The sequence below is a fragment of the Enterobacter vonholyi genome (genome assembly GCF_040834095.1).
GTDB classification, from domain to species: Bacteria; Pseudomonadota; Gammaproteobacteria; order Enterobacterales; family Enterobacteriaceae; genus Enterobacter; species Enterobacter vonholyi.
On sequence record NZ_CP162152.1, the window covers coordinates 4,156,248 to 4,175,385 of the forward strand.

Annotated in this window: 20 protein-coding genes; 7 read left to right on the top strand and 13 right to left on the bottom strand. The window is 57.3% G+C overall.

Features of this window, described 5'->3' with window-relative positions:
- Position 1 precedes the first annotated feature (1 nt).
- A complete protein-coding gene (acpT, locus tag AB3N39_RS19580) occupies positions 2-601 on the top strand; it encodes a 4'-phosphopantetheinyl transferase AcpT (RefSeq protein ID WP_325849608.1) in 600 nt (199 codons plus the stop codon).
- Here the strand turns inward: acpT and arnF are convergent.
- The 8 genes from arnF to AB3N39_RS19620 form a co-directional block, all read right to left on the bottom strand.
- Entirely contained in the window at positions 567-956 is a 390-nt protein-coding gene (gene arnF, locus AB3N39_RS19585; protein WP_367896963.1) for a 4-amino-4-deoxy-L-arabinose-phosphoundecaprenol flippase subunit ArnF, read from the bottom strand. The two genes, acpT and arnF, sit on opposite strands and share 35 nt — an antisense overlap.
- Positions 953-1,288 carry a 4-amino-4-deoxy-L-arabinose-phosphoundecaprenol flippase subunit ArnE gene (arnE, locus tag AB3N39_RS19590; protein ID WP_232057400.1) on the bottom strand — a complete coding sequence of 112 codons (336 nt, stop codon included), beginning with the start codon at positions 1,286-1,288 and terminating at the stop codon, positions 953-955. The genes arnF and arnE overlap by 4 nt, the downstream gene beginning before the upstream one ends.
- Complete coding sequence (gene arnT / locus AB3N39_RS19595; RefSeq protein WP_325849605.1) at positions 1,288-2,943, bottom strand: lipid IV(A) 4-amino-4-deoxy-L-arabinosyltransferase; 1,656 nt, start codon at positions 2,941-2,943, stop codon at positions 1,288-1,290. Before arnT ends, arnE begins: the two co-directional genes overlap by 1 nt.
- Positions 2,940-3,842 carry a 4-deoxy-4-formamido-L-arabinose-phosphoundecaprenol deformylase gene (gene arnD / locus AB3N39_RS19600; protein WP_143345630.1) on the bottom strand — a complete coding sequence of 301 codons (903 nt, stop codon included), beginning with the start codon at positions 3,840-3,842 and terminating at the stop codon, positions 2,940-2,942. The genes arnT and arnD overlap by 4 nt, the downstream gene beginning before the upstream one ends.
- Positions 3,839-5,821 carry a bifunctional UDP-4-amino-4-deoxy-L-arabinose formyltransferase/UDP-glucuronic acid oxidase ArnA gene (arnA, locus tag AB3N39_RS19605; RefSeq protein WP_133295281.1) on the bottom strand — a complete coding sequence of 661 codons (1,983 nt, stop codon included), beginning with the start codon at positions 5,819-5,821 and terminating at the stop codon, positions 3,839-3,841. The genes arnD and arnA overlap by 4 nt, the downstream gene beginning before the upstream one ends.
- Positions 5,818-6,801, bottom strand: a complete 984-nt coding sequence (gene arnC, locus AB3N39_RS19610) for an undecaprenyl-phosphate 4-deoxy-4-formamido-L-arabinose transferase (protein ID WP_325848830.1) — start codon at positions 6,799-6,801, stop codon at positions 5,818-5,820. The genes arnA and arnC overlap by 4 nt, the downstream gene beginning before the upstream one ends.
- 1 nt (position 6,802) lies before the next feature.
- Complete coding sequence (arnB, locus tag AB3N39_RS19615) at positions 6,803-7,942, bottom strand: UDP-4-amino-4-deoxy-L-arabinose aminotransferase (RefSeq protein ID WP_367896964.1); 1,140 nt, start codon at positions 7,940-7,942, stop codon at positions 6,803-6,805.
- A gap of 326 nt (positions 7,943-8,268) precedes the next feature.
- On the bottom strand, positions 8,269-8,772 hold the full coding sequence (locus AB3N39_RS19620) for a phenolic acid decarboxylase (protein ID WP_008503103.1): 504 nt from the start codon (positions 8,770-8,772) through the stop codon (positions 8,269-8,271).
- Positions 8,773-8,871: 99 nt separating this feature from the next.
- Here AB3N39_RS19620 and AB3N39_RS19625 point away from each other — a divergent pair, with 99 nt between their 5' ends.
- Both AB3N39_RS19625 and AB3N39_RS19630 read left to right on the top strand, forming a co-directional pair.
- Entirely contained in the window at positions 8,872-9,753 is an 882-nt protein-coding gene (locus AB3N39_RS19625) for a LysR family transcriptional regulator (protein WP_115876821.1), read from the top strand.
- A gap of 32 nt (positions 9,754-9,785) precedes the next feature.
- On the top strand, positions 9,786-10,580 hold the full coding sequence (locus AB3N39_RS19630) for an SDR family NAD(P)-dependent oxidoreductase (protein ID WP_133295477.1): 795 nt from the start codon (positions 9,786-9,788) through the stop codon (positions 10,578-10,580).
- A gap of 5 nt (positions 10,581-10,585) precedes the next feature.
- On the opposite strand, the gene AB3N39_RS19635 is transcribed toward AB3N39_RS19630, so the two are convergent.
- Positions 10,586-11,032 carry an NlpC/P60 family protein gene (locus tag AB3N39_RS19635; protein ID WP_248175421.1) on the bottom strand — a complete coding sequence of 149 codons (447 nt, stop codon included), beginning with the start codon at positions 11,030-11,032 and terminating at the stop codon, positions 10,586-10,588.
- A gap of 325 nt (positions 11,033-11,357) precedes the next feature.
- Between AB3N39_RS19635 and AB3N39_RS19640 the strand changes: the two genes are divergently transcribed.
- The gene (locus AB3N39_RS19640; protein WP_111963721.1) at positions 11,358-12,020 is read left to right on the top strand and encodes an HAD family hydrolase; all 663 of its coding nucleotides are present in this window, start codon (positions 11,358-11,360) and stop codon (positions 12,018-12,020) included.
- A 60-nt stretch (positions 12,021-12,080) separates the two neighbouring features.
- Here the strand turns inward: AB3N39_RS19640 and AB3N39_RS19645 are convergent, their stop codons facing one another.
- Positions 12,081-13,106, bottom strand: coding sequence for a TerC/Alx family metal homeostasis membrane protein (locus AB3N39_RS19645; RefSeq protein ID WP_367896965.1), 1,026 nt, complete (start codon positions 13,104-13,106; stop codon positions 12,081-12,083).
- A gap of 169 nt (positions 13,107-13,275) precedes the next feature.
- Positions 13,276-13,674 carry a potassium channel family protein gene (locus AB3N39_RS19650; protein ID WP_133295284.1) on the bottom strand — a complete coding sequence of 133 codons (399 nt, stop codon included), beginning with the start codon at positions 13,672-13,674 and terminating at the stop codon, positions 13,276-13,278.
- Positions 13,675-13,991: 317 nt separating this feature from the next.
- Between AB3N39_RS19650 and AB3N39_RS19655 the strand changes: the two genes are divergently transcribed.
- Positions 13,992-15,326 (top strand): MFS transporter, encoded by a 1,335-nt coding sequence (locus AB3N39_RS19655; RefSeq protein WP_133295285.1) that lies wholly within the window; start codon positions 13,992-13,994, stop codon positions 15,324-15,326.
- Between the two features lie 37 nt (positions 15,327-15,363).
- Here AB3N39_RS19655 and AB3N39_RS19660 read toward each other — a convergent pair whose 3' ends face one another.
- Positions 15,364-16,101 (bottom strand): IclR family transcriptional regulator, encoded by a 738-nt coding sequence (locus tag AB3N39_RS19660; protein WP_111963718.1) that lies wholly within the window; start codon positions 16,099-16,101, stop codon positions 15,364-15,366.
- A gap of 169 nt (positions 16,102-16,270) precedes the next feature.
- Here AB3N39_RS19660 and AB3N39_RS19665 point away from each other — a divergent pair, with 169 nt between their 5' ends.
- Together AB3N39_RS19665 and AB3N39_RS19670 are read left to right on the top strand one after the other, a co-directional pair.
- Positions 16,271-16,963, top strand: coding sequence for an RraA family protein (locus AB3N39_RS19665; RefSeq protein WP_252093631.1), 693 nt, complete (start codon positions 16,271-16,273; stop codon positions 16,961-16,963).
- Positions 16,963-17,901: an NAD(P)-dependent oxidoreductase gene (locus AB3N39_RS19670; RefSeq protein ID WP_136195966.1), complete on the top strand. Its 939-nt coding sequence runs from the start codon at positions 16,963-16,965 to the stop codon at positions 17,899-17,901. The genes AB3N39_RS19665 and AB3N39_RS19670 overlap by 1 nt, the downstream gene beginning before the upstream one ends.
- Positions 17,902-17,933: 32 nt before the next feature.
- Here the strand turns inward: AB3N39_RS19670 and AB3N39_RS19675 are convergent, their stop codons facing one another.
- The gene (locus AB3N39_RS19675) at positions 17,934-19,130 is read right to left on the bottom strand and encodes an NAD(P)/FAD-dependent oxidoreductase (protein ID WP_252093632.1); all 1,197 of its coding nucleotides are present in this window, start codon (positions 19,128-19,130) and stop codon (positions 17,934-17,936) included.
- Positions 19,131-19,138 lie beyond the last annotated feature (8 nt).

The following is a 19,138-nucleotide window of genomic DNA, read 5'->3' on the forward strand; positions in this document are numbered from 1 at the left end:
TATGTACCAGTTTGTACTGGGAAAAATCTCCACCCTTTGCGCGGACCCGCTGGCGTCAACGCTCGCAGACAGGGCACCTCAGGGTGCCCAACAGGCCTCCTGGCTGGCCGGGAGGACGCTGCTCGCGAGAACGTTATCCCCTCACCCACTCCCCGACATTATTTACGGCGAGCAGGGGAAACCGGCCTTTGCGAAGGGTCATCCGCTGTGGTTTAACCTGAGCCACAGCGGTGACGATATCGCCCTGCTGATGAGCGATGAAGGCGAAGTCGGCTGTGATATCGAAGTGATTCGTCCCAGGAAAAACTGGCAGGCGCTGGCGAATGCGGTCTTCAGCATGACGGAACATGATGAGCTTGAGCGCGAAGCGCCAGAGCAACGGCTTGCCGCCTTCTGGCGCATCTGGACGCGAAAAGAGGCGATCATAAAGCAGCGCGGCGGCAGCGCCTGGCAGATTGTCAGCATCGACAGCACGGCTCAGACGCACGCGGTCAGCCAGCTACAGGTCGGCTCGCTGAGCCTTGCCGTCTGTACATCGACCCCTTACACCCTGACCACCGAGTCGATTATTCACGTCGGGACGTTCCTGGCAGGAAAATAACCAGTACCCCCAGAATAATAAACCCGACCCCCACCAGCCCGTGCCAGGAGAAGCGTTCTCCCCAGCCGGGCAGCAGGATCGCCGCGGCCCACACCAGGATGTAGCTAAGACTCAGCAAGGCATACGCTTTGCTGAGCGCCATACGATGCAGCGCCAGATACCAGCAGCCCATGGAGGCCACATACCCCATCAACCCCAGCAGCAGCGCCCCCGTGCCGGATGAGAAGTGCCACAGCGCGGAAATAAGCGCCAGAACATCGCTGACCGGCGGCAGTGCCTGCATGGCATCGCGCAGCAACAGCTGCGCTGCGCTGACTAACAGCACGCTGCATAAGGCCCAGAAAGTCCCTTTCACAGGCTCCCTCCCAGGATAACAATCCCCATGATGATGAACCCCACCCCCAGCCAGTGATGCGACGCGACGTTTTCACGCCAGAATACCTTCGCCGCCAGCGTCACCCAGACAAAATTGAGGCTCAGCATAGGGTACGCGATGCCGACAGGCAGGCGTTGCAGCACCACCAGCCAGACCAGCATCCCGCTGCCCAGCGCCAGCAGTGCCAGACCAAGCCACAGCGCGATGTGCGTCCCGCGCCGCCCGGCTTTCGCCGGACGGGTGGCCTGTTTCTGGCACAGCTGCCCAGCGCAGCTGAGCAGGCTTGCCAGTATCAGCCAGATCCAGGTCATCACTTCGGCAGGTACTCCAGCAAGGCCAGACGCCCCTGGATATAGAGATTGTCCGGCTGCGGTAAATTCGCCCGTGAAATATCGTCGCGTTTTGAGAGCAGCATGACCAGCGACACGCGCCCCTGCTGACGATGCGTTGCCAGCCACTGCGCGAAGTCGTCTTCACTGACAAAACGATCTTTCACATCGGGATAATCCAGCCCGTAGCGCAGTTCGCCGCTCTGACCAAACAGCGTGATGTCATTGCGCTTCAGCTCCCACGCAAGGCCAGCCGCCACGCCTACGTTATTGGCGAGCACGAATCGGCTCTCCTGCAGCGGCTCGCGCACGGTATCGACCAGCGACTGCGGCTGTTTGGAATCCACCACCAGGTTAGGAATAGCAAAACCAATCAGCAGCGCCAGGCCTGCTGGACACAGAGCCGCCAGCCACCAGCGCTGCTGGCTCTGCCGGAACGTAAACCAGCCTACCGCGGCCCAGATGAGGAACGCGACCACCGCGCAGAACACTTTATACAGTTCGACCGAGGTCCAGACCGGATGCTTAGACAGTCCCCACGGGGAGACCACCAGCGCGGCCACCACGCCGATAACGCCAAACGCCAGGTTAATTCCGCCGTTAATGCGTAACGCTCTGGCGCCTTTCTCCGCTGCGAGGCAGGCATAACGCGCCATCAGGATCGCCAGCGGGGCAAAGCACGGCAGGATATAGGTCGGCAGCTTGCCTTTGGCGATGCTGAAGAACAGCAGCGGCATCACCACCCAACCCAGCAGATAGAACCCACCGCCCGCGTTTTGTCTGTCATTCCAGCCGAGACGAAACGCGCCGGGTAAAAGCGCCAGCCACGGCAGGCTACCCGCGATCAGGAACGGCACGTAGTACCAGAACGGGGCTTTGTGCTGCGCGTTGCTCTGGGCGAAACGCTGAATATGTTCCACCCAGAAGAAGTAACGCCAGAAGTCAGGCTCACGCTGCGCAATGGCCAGCCCCCATGGCAGAACAATCAGCACGCAGCTCAGGATCGCGAGCCAGCCAAAAATCAGCACCTCTTTCCAGCGCTTCTGGGCGATCGCCCACGGCAGCACGCCAATCACCGGAACGGCCAGCGCCAGGAAGCCTTTGGTCATCACCCCCATCCCGCAGGCCAGCCCAAGCAGCACATAGCCACCCGCTTTTCCGGCAACGGTTTGGGCCTGTGACGCCAGCCAGAAGCTGCACATCGCCGCCACCAGCCACAGGGTGATGATAGGATCCAGCACCGCATACGTGCCGATGCCATACACCAGGAAGAGGGTCAGGAAGATAAGACCGGAGAAAATGGCGGTCCGCTTATCCCGCCAGAGACGCCAGGCCATCCAGATGACCAGCAGCGCGGCTAAGCCGGTAGAGAAGATAGACCCGGCGCGCACGGCGAGGTTCGTGTGCCCGAACAGCATCTGTCCGATGCTGTTGATCCAGTAGCCGGCAATCGGCTTTTCAAAGTAACGCAGCCCCAGAAAATGCGGGACTACCCAGTCTCCGGAGGCCAGCATTTCACGGCTGATTTCCGCATAGCGCGTTTCATCAGGCTGCCAGAGCAGGCGGATATCGACCGGAATGAGGTAGTAAACGATAAACAGTGCGAGAAGCGCTAAGCCATAACGGGCTGTTTTCATGGGGCCGGACTCACGGTTTGTTGATAGCCAAGCCAGCCTTCCCGGCCAGCCATTTCATTACGGACAACTTTGCCTACGGGCAGGGTGCTGAGGTCGTCTGGCAGCAGCTCGCTCAACGGGCAGAATTCGATGCCCTCCTGAGCGGCCATGGTCAGCAGTTCGTCGAAATCATGCTGATACGCAATCCCTTCCACTTCGGCATGGATGGTATACACCGGCGTACCGGCGTCACGATGAATGCGGTCCAGAATGTAGCGATTGAACTCATCCGCCTTAACCTCGCGTCCGACCACTTCATCCCAGGTGGGAAGCGTGACCGGAATTTGCACCGTACCGTAGCGATTTTCGCCTAACAGCGGTAAAAAGGGCCCGGTTCCGCGGCAATCGCTGTTGTAGCGAAACGCGAAGGCCTCTTTAGCTTTCACCACGCGCTGATCCGCACGCCATCCCGCCACGGCGGAGCAGCGCACGGGCTGACCGATAATGGCCTCCAGCTCCAGCATTCCACGCTCGACCTCACGGGACAGGCGCGGGATATCCCAGACGCCCGCCCAGGCTTGCCAGGCATGGTGATCCCAGGCGTGCAGACCCACCTCATGATGCTGCGCCGCCTCGCGGATAACCGCTTCATTACCCGCGCCGATGCGTCTGCCGGGCCAGGCGGTGCCTGCCAGCAAAATATCCCAGCCGTAGAGGGATGCTGCGCGCGAGCGCAGCATTTTGAACAGAAATGCCGGTTTAATCAGACGCCATAAATGGCGCCCCATGTTGTCAGGCCCCACGCTGAAGAAAATGCTGGAGCGCACGCCGTGCTTGCTCAGCAGCTCCAGCAGTTTGGGTACGCCGTCACGCGTTCCCCTGAAGGTGTCGACATCAATGCGTAAACCGACTTTTTTCATGAGACCTGTTCCGACAGCTCCACGGTGCGCAGGAAGAAATCGAGCGTTTCATCAATGGTCTGCTCCATCTTCACCGTCGGCGTCCAGTTAAGGCAGCGCTTCGCGTTGCGAATGCTTGGCTTACGGTGCTCAACGTCCTGGTAGCCCTTACCATAGTAGCTGCTGCTTTCCACTTCGCGGAAACCAGCAAACGGCGGGAATTTATCGCGCAGAGGATGGCGCTCAAAGCTGGCCAGCAGCATCTCGGCCAGCTCGCGAATGCTCGCTTCGTTGTCCGGGTTACCGATGTTAATGATTTCACCGTTGCAGCGGTTATCTTTGTTTTCGATGATGCGGAACAGCGCTTCGATACCGTCGCTGATATCCGTAAAGCAGCGTTTCTGTTTCCCGCCTTCGATAAGCTTGATTGGCGAGCCTTCCACCAGGTTCAGGATCAGCTGGGTGATTGCACGGGAGCTGCCGATACGCGCCGCGTTCAGGTTATCCAGACGTGGCCCCATCCAGTTAAACGGACGGAACAGGGTAAAGCGCAGGCCCTCTTTCTCACCGTAGGCCCAAATCACGCGGTCCAGCAGCTGTTTGGAGACGGAGTAAATCCAGCGCTGTTTGTTGATCGGCCCGACCACCAGGTTAGAGGTGTCTTCATCGAAGTTCTTATCGGTACACATGCCGTACACTTCAGAGGTGGACGGGAAGATGATGCGCTTGTCGTATTTCACGCAGTCGCGGATGATCTTCAGGTTCTCTTCGAAGTCCAGCTCGAACACGCGAAGCGGGTTACGGGTGTACTCGATTGGTGTGGCAATAGCGACCAGCGGCAGCACCACGTCGCATTTCTTAATATGGTATTCAATCCACTCGGAATGGATGCTGATGTCCCCTTCCACGAAGTGGAAGCGCGGGTTGTCCAGGAAGCGGCTGATCGCGTCCGCGCCGATATCCAGACCGTAAATCTCGTAGTTATCGTCCTTAAGCAGACGTTCGGTCAGGTGGTTACCGATAAAACCGTTCACGCCGAGGATCAGCACGCGGGTGCGGCGTTTGATGGCAACAACCGGGGCGCTGGTGATCAGCGCCCCGGCCACCAGGCCCAGAGACTGCGCCAGCTGGGTGCCCTGAACGTACAGGCCGTTGTCGGTTTGTCCGGTGACGATCTCCAGCGCCTGCTCGCCGCAGCTCACAATCAGCGGGGAGACGGAGACGACGGTGCCCGGTTTAGCGGCCGGGATGTCGTCACGCACGCGGGATTTCCAGACAATGAATTTGCTTACGCCCGCAAAGCTGTAGGCGCCCGGCCACGGATCGGTTACGGCGCGTACCAGGTTGTGCAGCTGGCGGGCCGGTTTATTCCAGTCCAGACGACCATCTTCCGGCGCGCGGCGGCCAAAGCAGCTTGCCTTGCTCTCGTCCTGTGCGGTTTCGCTGAAGTTACCGTTAAGGATGCCCGGCAGCGCATCACGCAGCAGCGTCTGTGCCGTCGCGTTCAGCTTTTGATGCAGCTGCAGCGCGGTATCGTCCGCATCAATAGCGACCTTCTGCTGTGCCACGATAGCGCCCGCATCCGCACGGCGTACCATGCGGTGCAGCGTCACGCCCGTTTCCGTTTCACCGTTCACCAGCACCCAGTTCAGCGGGGCGCGGCCACGGTAGGCGGGCAGCAGAGAACCATGAAGATTAAAGGCGCCTTTTGCGGCCAGGCCTAAGATCTCGTCGCAGATCAGGTTGCGATAGTAGAACGAGAAGATGACGTCAGGCGCGAGGGCGCGAATGCGCTCCACCCACAGCGGGTGGTTGACGTCGTCCGGCGCATAAACCGGAATTCCACGCTCGGCGGCGATACGCGCCACGGAGCCGAAAAAGTTGTTCTCTCCGGCCGTGTCCGGATGGGTAAAGATTGCCGCAATGTCATAGCCCGCTTCCAGCAGGGCCAGCGTGCCCGTGCACCCCATATCGTGATAGGCAAATACAACAGCTTTCATGGGTGAATTTCCTCTTGAGATGCTTTGTGTTCCTGACGGACAACACGTTGAATAAAGTAGCGCGGACGTGCGCGAACGTCGTTATAGATACGGCCAATGTATTCACCGAGGAGCCCCATCCCGACAAACTGGGCGCCGATGAACATAAACAGCACGGCAAAGAGCATGAAGACCCCTTCCGCCGCCCACTGCGGGCCAAAGACCAGTCGCAGTACCACCAGCAGAACGGACAGCCCAAAACCGGCCACGGCGATGATGCTGCCGAAAACGCTCAGCAGACGCAGCGGCGTGGTGGTCAGGCAGGTGATGAGGTCGTACATCAGGTTGATGAGACGCATAAAGCTGTACTTCGATTCCCCGTGCTCGCGCTCGGCGTGCAGGACCGGGATTTCCGTTGCCTTACGGGCAAAGGTATTCGCCAGAATCGGAATGAAGGTGCTGCGCTCATGGCAATGCAGCATGGCGTCGACAATGTGGCGGCGGTAGGCGCGCAGCATGCAGCCGTAATCGCCCATCGCTTTACCGGTCGTGCGCTGGATCAAACGGTTGATGGTACGCGAGGCGAGCTTACGGAACAGGCTGTCCTGGCGGTTCTGACGTACCGTGCCGACCACGTCATAGCCTTCGTCGGCTTTGGCCACCAGGCGCGGGATCTCTTCCGGCGGGTTTTGCAGGTCCGCGTCCAGGGTGATGATTAGATCGCCCGTGACGTGGCTAAACCCCGCCATAATCGCCGAGTGCTGGCCGTAGTTACGGTTGAGCAGCACGGCCACAATGTGGCTGCCTTCAGCCTGTGCGGCTTCGGTCAGCATCAGCGCGGAATTGTCGCTACTGCCATCATCCACCAGCAGAATTTCGTAGGCCTTGCCCATCGTGTCGCAGGCGGCCGTTGTACGGCGGATCAGTTCGGGCAGGCTCTCCTGCTCGTTGTAAACCGGGATTACCACGGAAACTTTTTGTACAGGCGGTACACTGAACATATCAATGTCCTGCAAGCTGATGGAGTGCGGTAATGACGCGGGTTGTGTCGTCATGAGTCATGTCCGGGAAAAGAGGGAGAGAACAAATACGCGCGCTATTCCATTCAGAATTCGGGAGCGATACATCAGGAAAACGCTCGCGGTAGTATTTTTGCGTGTGGGCCGCGCGGAAATGGAGGCCGGTACCGATGCCTTTCTCTTTCAGCGCCGCCATCAGGTTGTCGCGTGAGATCCCGCAGCGCGCTTCATCAACGCGAATAATAAACAGGTGCCAGGCGTGCACGTGCGGCCATGACGGGATGGTGAGCGGCTGGAACGGCGTATCGGCAAGCTCCCGCAGGTAGCGTTCAGCGATTTCCTGGCGGCGCCTGTTGGCCTCTTTAAGTTTGCCTAACTGCACCATCGCCAGCGCGGCGTTGATGTCCGCCAGGTTGTATTTATAGCCCGGTGCAATCACTTCCGCCTGCGGCGCGCGGCCGTGCGTCTGACGATCATAGGCGTCTACGCCGAGGCCATGGAATTTCAGACTGCGGATCCGCTGTGCCAGCTGGGCATTATCGGTGACCACCAGGCCGCCTTCCGCGCAGGTCATGTTTTTAATGGCATGGAAGGAGAAAATTGCCGTCCCCTTCCAGCCAACGTGACGGTTTTTGTAGTACGTTCCGGCGGCATGGGCCGCATCTTCAATCACCGGAATACCGTGACGTTCACCGATGGCGTGAATGGCGTCGATTTCACACGGCGCGCCGGCATAGTGAACGGGAATAATGGCTTTGGTACGCGGGGTAATGGCAGCTTCAATGGCTTCTGGCGTCACCATTAATGTGTCTTTATCCACATCAATCATGACCGGCGTGGCGCCCAGCAGTACGATCATATTCAGCGTGGAGACCCAGGTCTGGGAGGGGGTAATGACTTCATCGCCCGGGCCAATATCCAGCGCCATCAGCGTGACGTGCATTCCCGCGGTGGCGGAACAGACGGCAATTGCGTGTTGATTCCCGGTAAGCTGACAGAATGCCTCTTCGAGTTCCTGATTCTTAGGCCCAGTGGTGATCCAGCCCGACATCAAAACGTCCTGAAGCGCCGCAATTTCCTCAGCGCCCATCGACGGTCGCGAAAAAGGCAGAAAATCACTCATTATTAATTTCCTTGCAATCAAAATGGCACGTTTTTGATATTAACCAAATGCTGGCCCGTTTATTTCAACGAACCATAAACTTATATCAAAGTATCTCTCTTTCCTTAGGGAAAAATTAAGACGGCGTTTACAACGCTATAAGACAACAAGCAGCCAATTGAAAAACAACAAGTTAATTTAATATTAAATATTTTTGATGTGATCTTCCGCAACATTTTGAAATAGGTTCATTTAAACCATACATCAACAAACAAAAAAAATCCCGGCCATTTCAAAATAATATGAAATAGCCGGGAACTTTTCTTTTTAGTTAATTGTCGCGCTTATTACAGGTTATCTGGAAAGTTTTTCGGTAATTCACTGGCCGCGCAGGCGATCACACTTTCATTATTGGCACCGCAGTCGCGTACAAAGGTGATTGTGGCAAATTCATCAATCACTTCGGTTGGATACGCCGGACCCGCATCGCGATAGCTGTTCATCAGCGGAATATGATCGTTCTGGAAGCAGACTGTTTTTTCCGGGTTGTTCATGACCCAGCGCGGGAAGAAGATGGTGCCGTGGAACAGTTTGTCGCCCAGGTTCACAATCAGGCTGACGTCGGTGCCGGTTGGCTCGGTCCAGGAAATTTTATAGATGCTCTCCCCTACCCGCACGATGTAAGCCTGCTGATCTTTCACCCAACGGTTGGCTACCAGACCGCTGTGAATACGGTAATCAAGCGTGGTCTCATTTTTGACGTAAATCTCGTAGTTCCAGCCGTTGTCGTAGGTATAAACAAGGTGTTTACCAACGAAGCCGCTTAAGTCGTGTTTGTCGAAAGTGTTCATAAGATGTCTCCTTTGTTTTGATGAGACGATCGTACCCCTTCAAAAAATGAATGAATAACGCTATGTTTTAATCAAATTCATCCAAAATTTAGATAAATTATGCACAAGACGACGCTGGAACAATGGTCTTTACTGGCGAAAGTGGTGGAAGCGGGCAGCTTTGCCAAAGCCGCGGAAGAAACCCACCGCAGCCAGTCCTCGGTGAGCTATAACCTGTCGCTGCTGCAGGAGCGACTCGGCGTGGCGCTGCTGGTGCCGGAAGGACGACGGGCGGTGTTAACGCCGGCAGGAGAACTGCTGCTCAACCAGGTTAAACCGCTGCTGAAAGCCTTTTCGTACGTTGAGACGCGCGCAGCGACCCTTCGCAACGGAATGCGCACGCGGCTGGATCTGGTGGTGGACTCCATTTTCCCGCGCCGCCGCCTGTTCGCTATTCTACGTGAGTTCCAGCAGCAGTATCCGCAGACCCAGGTACGTCTGACCGAGGTGCTGGAAAATACCCGCGCCGATGCCATTAACGACGAAGCCGATGTGATGGTCTTAACCCGCCGCCAGGATATTACCGGGCTCGGCGAATGGCTGATGAATATCGACTTTGTTGCCGTGGCCCATCATCAGCATCCCCTCTTTCACCTCGACGCGCCGCTTAACGACGACATGCTACGCCCGTGGCCGCTTATCCAGATTGCCGACAGCCAGCCCGCCGCGCGCGCGGCCGGCGAGTCGTGGACCTTCTCCACCATTGATGCCGCCATTGAGGCCGTGGTCTCTCAGGTCGGCTACGGCTGGCTGCCGGAGGAACGTATCCAGACCCAGCTGGATCAGGGCGTACTGAAACGCCTGCCGCTGAGCCACGGCGCACGCAGGGCAACGCCGCTACACCTGATTATAAAGCGCTCTCTCGCCCCGCTTGATGAGCAGGTTGAGACGCTATTGCGCCTTTTTAGCCAGGAGCCGCCATCCTCACCTGCTACGCTTTAAGGTCCGAACGTTAAAACGATAAGGAGCAGATGATGAAAATCGACTTTGCGGGGAAAGTGGCGCTGGTAACCGCCTCAACCGGCGGGATCGGATTCGCCATTGCCAGAGGTTTGGCAGAAAGCGGTGCGGAAGTGATCGTCAATGGCCGGAGCACGGAATCGGTGAATAGAGGCATTCAGCAGCTGCAGCAGGTAGTGCCAGGCGTACAGGTGCGCGCCGCGATTGCCGATCTCAGCACGGCGGAAGGGGTAGAATCGCTGCTGAAGGTGGCGAATAACGTCGATATTCTGGTCAACAACGCCGGGATTTACGGTCCGCAGGATTTCTATGCCACCGACGATGAGACCTGGGAGCGTTACTGGCAGACCAACGTGATGTCCGGCGTGCGTCTGTCCCGCGCCCTTCTGCCGGGCATGGTGCAGAAAGGCTGGGGACGTGTGGTGTTTATCTCCTCCGAGTCGGCCTGCAATATTCCGGCAGATATGATCCACTACGGCGTGACCAAAACGGCGCAGCTCTCGCTGGCGCGCGGGCTGGCGAAGTTCGTGGCGGGAAGCGGCGTGACGGTCAACAGCGTCTTGCCGGGGCCAACGATGTCTGACGGTTTCGCAGAGATGATGAAAGATGAAATCGAAAAAACCGGCAAATCGCTGGAGCAGCTGGCGAAAGAGTTTGTGATGGCCAACCGCCCCAGCTCGGTTATCCAGCGCGCGGCCACGGTTGAAGAGGTGGCCAATATGGTGATTTATGTCTGTTCGCCCCAGGCCTCCGCCACCTCGGGCGCGGCGCTGCGCGTCGATGGTGGCGTCGTGGATGACATCATCTGATGCTGTCAGGCCGCGCTGCCTGCGACCCGACGAGCGGTAATATAGTGTGCTTGCCAGTAATCATCCGTCAGGGTTGAAACCGTTACGCCCTGGCTGCTTGAGGCATGAATAAACTGGTTTTCGCCAATATAAACGCCAACGTGCTTGCGGTTCGGACCCGTCTGGAAGAATACCAGGTCTCCGGGCCTCAGGCGGTATTGCGCCACCTGCACGCCGCGATGAATTTGCTCGCGCGTCGTGCGGGGTAAATTAAGGTGTGCCGCATCGCTAAACAGGTGCTGCATCAGCGCGGAGCAATCCACCCCGCGATGCGTGGTTCCGCCCCACCGGTACTGGGTGCCTTTCCATTTCTGGTATTGTTCGAGAATACGCGAGCGCAGCGGGCCTGTTTCCTGATGCACCAGCGCAGATTTCGCCGGTGAAACTGCCAGCTCACTGTTCATCGAGACCATCGACGCTGGAAGTTGAAAGCTAAACGCAGAAAACGAAGCAAAACTTAACGTGAGGATTGAAATAAGCGATCTAAGAGTCATATCAAGAAAGAAGTAGTGAGTGAGTGAGTTTTTCCTTACCTGTGGGGTTCAATGGGTTCCCCTAAATATCTTGCGATGTGGCGATAATATAGACAGGTCGTTTTTTCGCCAATCCTTATCGAGGCCAAAAATAGACTGACTTTGAGATCGCAAGATTGAGAAAAAAATGGTGGGGATATAAGGACTGTCCTGCTAAAGCAGGTAAACTGATCCGCAGAATGTGTATTTCAGCTAAGACGTATTTATGACCAATATGATTGCCGACGAGACGGTGGCAAAATCTAACGTGCTCTCTGTCTTTGACTTTGACGGGACGTTAACGCACCACGACAGCTTTATTCCTTTCCTGCGTTTTGCCTTCGGTAAACGTTACTTCGCGGGCCGCCTGGTGCGCATGGCGCTGCCCACGCTCCACTGCGTGCGTCGCAAGCTGACGCGCGATGAGCTGAAGGAAGTGCTGATTAAAACGTTCCTGACGGGCGTGGATGAACACTGGCTGCGCCAGCAGGCGGAAGCGTTTTGCGAAAAATACTGGAACAAGCTGATGCGTCCCGAAGGGGTTCTGGCGGTGGCGGCTGAGGTGAATTCCGGTGCGGAAGTGACCATCTGTTCCGCATCCCCGGCGCTGGTGCTCCAGCCGTGGGCTGACAAACTGGGCATTAAGCTGATTGGCACGCAGCTGGAAGTGAAAGACGGCAAGCTGACGGGGCGCATCACGGGCAATAACTGCCGCTGCGCCCAGAAGGTGGCCAGGCTGGAAAAAGTGTATGGCGATCTCAACGCCTATCACCTGCGCGCCTGGGGAGACACCCGCGGCGACCACGAGCTGCTGGCGGCGGCGCAGGATCCGCACTGGCGGCACTTCCATCACCCGCGCAAGCGTCGGAATTCACCGATTAAGGGTTAGGAGCGGTCTGGTGCCCTCACCCCAGCCCTCTCCCACAGGGAGAGGGAGAAAAGCGGTACATCAAGCCTCACGTTTCCCCGGGAACATCACGCTCGCAATAATCCCCAGCGCCAGCACGCCCAATACCACAAACAGGCTGGCCGTTGCGCCAATGCTGTAACCGTGATGCCAGAAGTGATCGGTGGCATTTAACCCCAGCTTGAACGCCACGAAGAACAGCAGCAGCACCACCGCCTTCTCGAGATGCACCAGATACTGCTTCAGCGCTTCCAGCACGAAGTAAAGCGTACGCAGGCCAAGAATGGCGAACATCATGGCGCTGTAGATAATCAGCGGTTCGCGGCTCACGGCAATAATGGCCGGCACGGAGTCAAACGCGAACATCACGTCAGAGAGTTCGACGACGGCCACGCAAAGTAATAGCGGCGTCGCATAGCGCTTCGCCTTCTTCACGCGTCCGACCATCACGTCCTGGTTTTCCGGCTTTTCAAGCTCCGCATCCACCTCTTTCTGCGTCAGAATAAAGGCATTGCTGCTGATTTTTGGCCAGACCGGATAGAAGCGCTTCACCAGACGATAGGCGAGATGACCCGAGTAATCTTCCACTTCGTCACTCTCTTCATTGCGTCGGAGCATCATCACCGCCGTCCAGCCGACGACCAGCGCGAAAATCACTTCGACGTAGGGCCCCAGGCTTAACAGGCTGGTGCCGATAGCCACGAAAATACCGCGGAAGACTATCGCCCCCAGCACGCCCCAGTAGAGCACGCGGTGACGGTACTTATCCGGCACGCCGAACCAGGCGAAGATCGCCATCATCACGAACAGGTTATCGACGGAAAGCACCTCTTCCAGCGCGTAGCCGGTGAGGAACAGGCTCGCCATCTCGGCGCCGTGGTGAACGTACAGGAACCCGGCGAAGGCCATCGCCATCATGACCCAGAAAACGGACCACATCGCCGCGCTTTTCAGCGAGATCGGTTTATCGTGACGGTGCATAAAGAGGTCGATAAACATCGTTCCAACGGCCATCACCACAAAGACAACAACGGTTTCAGTCGGGAAACCGAGATGAGCAGCAGACATACAAAACCCTTTTGGCAGACAAAACACAACACCATGCAAACTGGCGTAAACCAGGAACAGAAAAGGGTGGGCTGTTAATCAGCCTTTTCACCCTCAAAGCCGCAGCCCTGTCGGCTACGTAAAGAGGGGTGTACTTTACCTTACCAGGCGGGGATCGCGCATCTGCCGTTTAGGCGCTCATTCCGCGCAAGCGCTGCAGCACCGCCACCAGAACCGCTACAGACCAGCCCACCATCAACGCGCCCACCAGCCCCTCCACCCCGCCGATGAGCCGCCAGTGCTGGGGTAACGTGACGTCGCCGTACCCTACCGTCGCATAGCTCACCAGTGAAAAGTAGAAGCTGGTGTTCCAGTCATTAAACGCGTCGATGACAAAATAAAACGCGGCAAACAGTCCGGCCTCAAGGAGATGGGCGAAGATCATGGAGATCACGATACCGACATTGCGTAAAACAATGCGTACCGCAGAATCGACGTCTAATTTAATGAATTTTAAAACGCCAAACATCCACAGCGAATGAATCACCACGGTTAGGGTAAGCAAAACAATAATACTGAGTAGCTGCATGATGCGTGCTCTGACCAAAGAGAGTATGGCCCCGCGAGCGCGGCGGGGCATCTTGTCGAAGCTTAGTTGAACGGAGAGGAAAAGTTGGTGCAATAATTGCGTTGCGTGATTATTTCTCTGCCGGCACGACCAGCTTGCGGCTGGTTAGCAGCTGAAAACAATATATCCGCAGCGCACTATCTGTGAGTCACCTCTTATTTACATCATTTAAACCTTCCATTAACTGGATAAAAATAACGCGCCGTCGCTATAGTGGTTTTGTTTAATAAAACTAAGTTGTACCTAATAAAACCAAGAACACACCCTGCGAGGATACAATGACAGAACATTTACGTAACGGCGCGACCGCCACCGAGGACATAGAAAGAGAGACGATGCGGAAGGTGATCTGGCGTATTCTCCCGTTTCTGATTGTCAGTTACCTGGTCTCCATTATCGATCGCGGGAATATCGGCATGGCTTCGCTGCAGATGAATGAGGACCTTGGCCTCAGCAAAGCGGCGTTTGGCTTCGCCAGCAGCCTTTACTTCGTGGCCTATTTTTTGTTTGAGGTACCCAGTAATCTGGCCATGCAGAAAGTCGGCGCCCGGCTGTGGATCCCGCGCATTATGATCAGCTGGGGCATCGTCTCCATGGGCATGGCGCTGGTTCAAAACACCACGTCGCTCTATATCGTCCGTTTTCTTCTCGGAGCAGCGGAAGCAGGCTTCTTCCCGGGCGTCGTGCTGTATCTGACCTGGTGGATCCCTGCCCGCTACCGCGCGCGCATTATTGCGTCCTTTATGGTCGCCATCCCGCTCGCTAACTTCATCGGTTCCCCGCTTTCAGGGTTGATACTGTCGCTGGATGGCTGGCTGGGTCTTCGCGGCTGGCATCTGCTGTTCATCATTGAAGGCTTACCTGCGGTGCTGCTGGGTATTGCGGCCTGGTTTATTCTCCGGGATCGCCCTCATCAGGCGAAATGGCTGAGCAATGAACAGAAAAAGTGGCTGGAAACCACGCTGGAAACCGAGCGGAGCCAGCAAAAGAACATTGGGCATCAGACGACGTGGCAGTTGCTGAAGCATCGCCAAATCTGGCTGATGGCGCTGATTTACGCGGGCGCATCGTCCGCGGGCACCACCATCAGCGTCTGGTCTCCTCAGCTGCTGAAATCCTTCCATCTCGATAATCTTGAGACAGGTCTGTTTAACGCTATCCCTTACGGCCTGGCATCGGTTCTGATGATTGTCTGGGGACGACACTCCGATCGCACCAACGAACGCCGCTGGCATACCGCGCTGACGCTGTTCATGATTGCTGCGGGCGTGTTCGCTGCCTTTGTAAACGTCTCGCTCTTTGCCACTATCGTGATCCTGAGCATTATCCTGACGGGTGCGTATTCTATGAAAGGACCTTTCTGGGCGCTGGCATCCGGATGGATGAGCAGCTCCTCGGCAGCGGCGGGGCTGGCCGCGATTGGCGCCATCGCGAACCTGATTGGCGGGGCGGTAATGGTAAATGCCTACGGCATGATCAGCGAGAGAACGGGCAGCTACACGCTGGCTATGCTTCCGCTAGCCGCGCTTTGCCTGGCCGGGGGTATCGCGGTGCTCATTATGGGACGGCAGGCCCGCAACGCTCAGCTACACGAAAAACAGGTCACACATTAGTGATGACAGAAGCGGGACAAATGTCCCGCTTCTGCGTTTAAAGATTTTCTTCCGCCGCGTCGCTCGTTTCACCAAAGAACTGCTGACAGAAGGGCTTACTGGCTCCCATTTTCTGCGACAGACGGCTGGCCGCCGCCTTCATCAATGGCCCTATCTCCTTCTCACGACGATCTTCCGTCAGCCGTGAGATGGGGCCGGTCAGGGCTAACGCCGCAACCAGCTTGTCGTGAACGCCGAAGACGGGCATCGCAAACGCCGCAGTGTGGGGATCGCGTGCGCCTGACGTATAGAAAGGGAGTTCTGCTTCTCCCTCCGGCAGGCTTTCATTGAGCCCCCAATGGCGCAAGACCTTACTAATGGCCGAATTATCGAGCGGGAACTGGCTGCCGGGAAGATTGCTGTGTCGCAGGCCGTGCGACGCTTCCGCGCGAAACAGGCAAAGGCGCTGCCCACCCTCCAGCACATACCAGCTGGCACTCTCCTGAGACGCCAGAGATAAGGCCTGAAGCTCTGGCTGAACCACCCGGGAAAGATGGAAAGATTGTTCATACAGCTTGCCGAGGTAAAGCAGACGTGGGCCAAGCGCATAATTGCCGTCTTCATGCCTGACGACGTAATTCATCCGTTCAAGAGAATTCATCAGGCGGTAAACCGTGGTTTTGTGATAACCCGACAGCTGTGCCAGCGCGGTCAGCGTCAGGCTCTCATCCCCAGGACGGAAGCAATCCAGTAAAGCCAGCGCTTTTTCAACCGCTACAACGCCTTCATTCCCCATCATTATCTCCTTGTTAGCCCGGCAGTGAGTGTACCTCAAATTTTGTGAGTCACTTCGTGTTTACATCACAAACGCCACCTCGGGTCTGGCTAAAAGGAAAGCAACACCGCTATAGTTGTTTTGTTCTGTACACCTGCATTTTACTCAGTAAAACAACATGGAGGCATTTATGTCCGTTACTGAAAAAAAACCGATTAATCGCCAGTTCGAGCGCGTTTCTGCCGAGGACGTTCGTCGGGCTGCCGAGTATCAGGCAGCTATTCTGGCCGACGTGGCCGGTCGCCGCGGTACGCTTCATGGCCGCATCAAACCGCTGGCCCCACACATGTCCGTTGCGGGTCCAGCCATCACCGTGGAAGTCCGTCCGGGGGATAATCTGGCGATTCATGCCGCGATGGCGGTTGCGCAGCCCGGCGACGTCCTGGTCGTCGATGGCAAAGGCGACCTGAGCTGCGCGCTGCTTGGCGAAATCATGGCCACTCAGGCTCAGGCGAGCGGCATTGCGGGCATCATTATTGACGGCGCTGTGCGTGACGCCGATTCCCTGAGCAAAGGCCACTACCCTGTCTTTTCTGCCGGTCTGAACCCCTGCGGCCCGACAAAGTTAATTTCTGGCCGGGTTAATCATCCCATTTCAGTCGCCGGGGCGACGGTTCAGGCCGGGGATCTGGTTGTGGCGGATATCGACGGCGTGGTCGTCATCCCGCGCGATGAGGTTCAGCAGGTTATCGCGCTGGCAAAAGAAAAGCTGGAGATGGAGACCCGGCGTCTTGCCGCCATCCGTGAAGGCGATTTGCGTCCACACTGGCTTGATGACGCGCTTCGTAAGGCCGGTATGTTGACCGACGGGGAGACGCTGTGATGGGGGGCAAAGACGTAGTTCTGGTTACCGGAAGCGACCTGGCGGAGCAGGCCATGGTGATGCTGCAGGGCTTTGAAGTGGTGTTTGCGGGCCGCCAGCCGACAGAAGATGACCTGATCGCGCTGTGTGAACGACACAATCCCGTGGCGATCCTGGTACGTTACGGCAGGATCACCGCGAAGGTTATGGATGCCGCCCCGGCTCTGCAGGTTATTTCCAAGCACGGAAGCGGGATCGATGTGATAGACCAGACGGCAGCGGCCGAACGCAATATCGCCGTCCGCGCTGCGCCAGGCGCAAACGCAGCGGCAGTGGCTGAACATACCTGGGCGCTGATCCTCGCCTGCGCAAAGTCAGTGGTGCCTCTGGACAAGCGGCTGCGGGACGGGCACTGGGATAAGGCGACGCATAAATCCATTGAGCTGGAGGGCTTAACGCTGGGGCTAATCGGGTTGGGCGCTATCGGCTCGCGCGTGGCGACTATTGGTCACGCCTTCGGCATGAAGGTGCTGGCTTACGATCCCTATGCTAAGTCCATGCCTGCCCTGTGCGAACGCGCAGAGACGCTGACCGGACTTCTTTCCCGTTCCGATGTCGTCTCTTTGCACTGTCCGCTGACCGATGAGAATCGGGGGATGATCAATAGCGAGACGCTCGCACACTGCAAGCGGAACGCCATTCTGGTCAATACGGCACGCGGCGGACTGATCCACAGTGAATCGTTACTGGCGGCGCTCCAGGATGGCACGCTGCACAGCGCCGCGCTGGACAGCTTTCCCCACGAGCCGCTGACCGCGCCGCACCTCTGGCAGTCCGTAGAAAACGTGGTTATTTCACCGCATATTGGCGGCGTTACCGCAGCGTCATATATCAGGATGGGGACCGTGGCCGCGAGCAATATTCTGGCCGTGATGGACGTCACCACCGTCAGCTTGTAAAGCCAACCGCGACGAGTGGCAGCGCGCTTATGTCACTTGTCTTCTGCCAGCGCCTGAGCACACGCCCAGGCACTTGCCCATGCCCACTGGAAGTTGTAGCCGCCGAGCCAGCCGGTCACGTCCATCACTTCGCCAATAAAATAGAGCCCCGGCACGTTGCGCGCTTCCATGGTGCGGGAAGAGAGCTCATTCGTGTCGACCCCGCCCAGCGTAACTTCCGCGGTGCGGTAGCCCTCAGTCCCGTTTGGCTGCACGCGCCAGTTTGTCAGGGTCTCCACCAGAACATCCTGCTCGCGGCTGTTAAGCTGCTTGAGCGACGCGTCGGGGATCTGCCCCAGCGCCTGCAAACATTCCACCAGACGTTTTGGTAGCTGCATTGCCAGGGTATTTTTCAGGCTTTGATTCGGGTGCGCGGTACGCTGCTCGTTAAGGAACGCGTCGAGATCGCAATCGGGAAGCAGATTCACCGTGACAAACTCCCCCGGCTGCCAGTAGCTGGAGATTTGCAGTACCGCCGGGCCGGAGAGGCCGCGATGGGTAAAGAGCAGGTTTTCACGGAACACGGTCCCGTCTTCGGCGGTAATGACGGAGGGAACGGACACGCCGGACAGCGTCTGAAGCTGCTCGAGAAGCGGTTTATGCAGCGTGAACGGCACCAGCCCGGCGCGCGTAGGCAGGACTTTCAGGCCAAACTGCTCGGCGATTTTATAGCCGAACGGGGAAGCGCCCAGCCCCGGCATGGACAGGCCGCCGCTGGCAATCACCAGGCTATCCGCACTGACGGTTTCACCGTTCAGCTGCAGCCTGTAGCCCTGGTCGTCGCGGGAAACCTCCAGCACCTCGGTGCGCAGGCGCATGACCACGCCGCCCTTCTCGCACTCGGCCACCAGCATATCGACAATCTGCTGCGCGGAGTCGTCGCAGAACAGCTGTCCCAGCGTTTTTTCATGCCATGCGATACCGTGCTTACCGACCAGGTCGATAAAGTCCCACTGGGTATAACGCGCCAGCGCAGATTTACAAAAATGACGGTTTTGGCTCAAATAGGCCGCGGGTTCAACATATAGATTAGTAAAGTTGCAGCGCCCGCCGCCGGACATCAGGATCTTACGGCCTGGCTTTTTACCGTTATCCAGCAGCAGCACGCGACGACCCGCCTGTCCGGCCATTGCCGCACAAAACATTCCCGCCGCACCGGCGCCAATTACCACGGCATCAAACCTTTCCACGTCAAAAC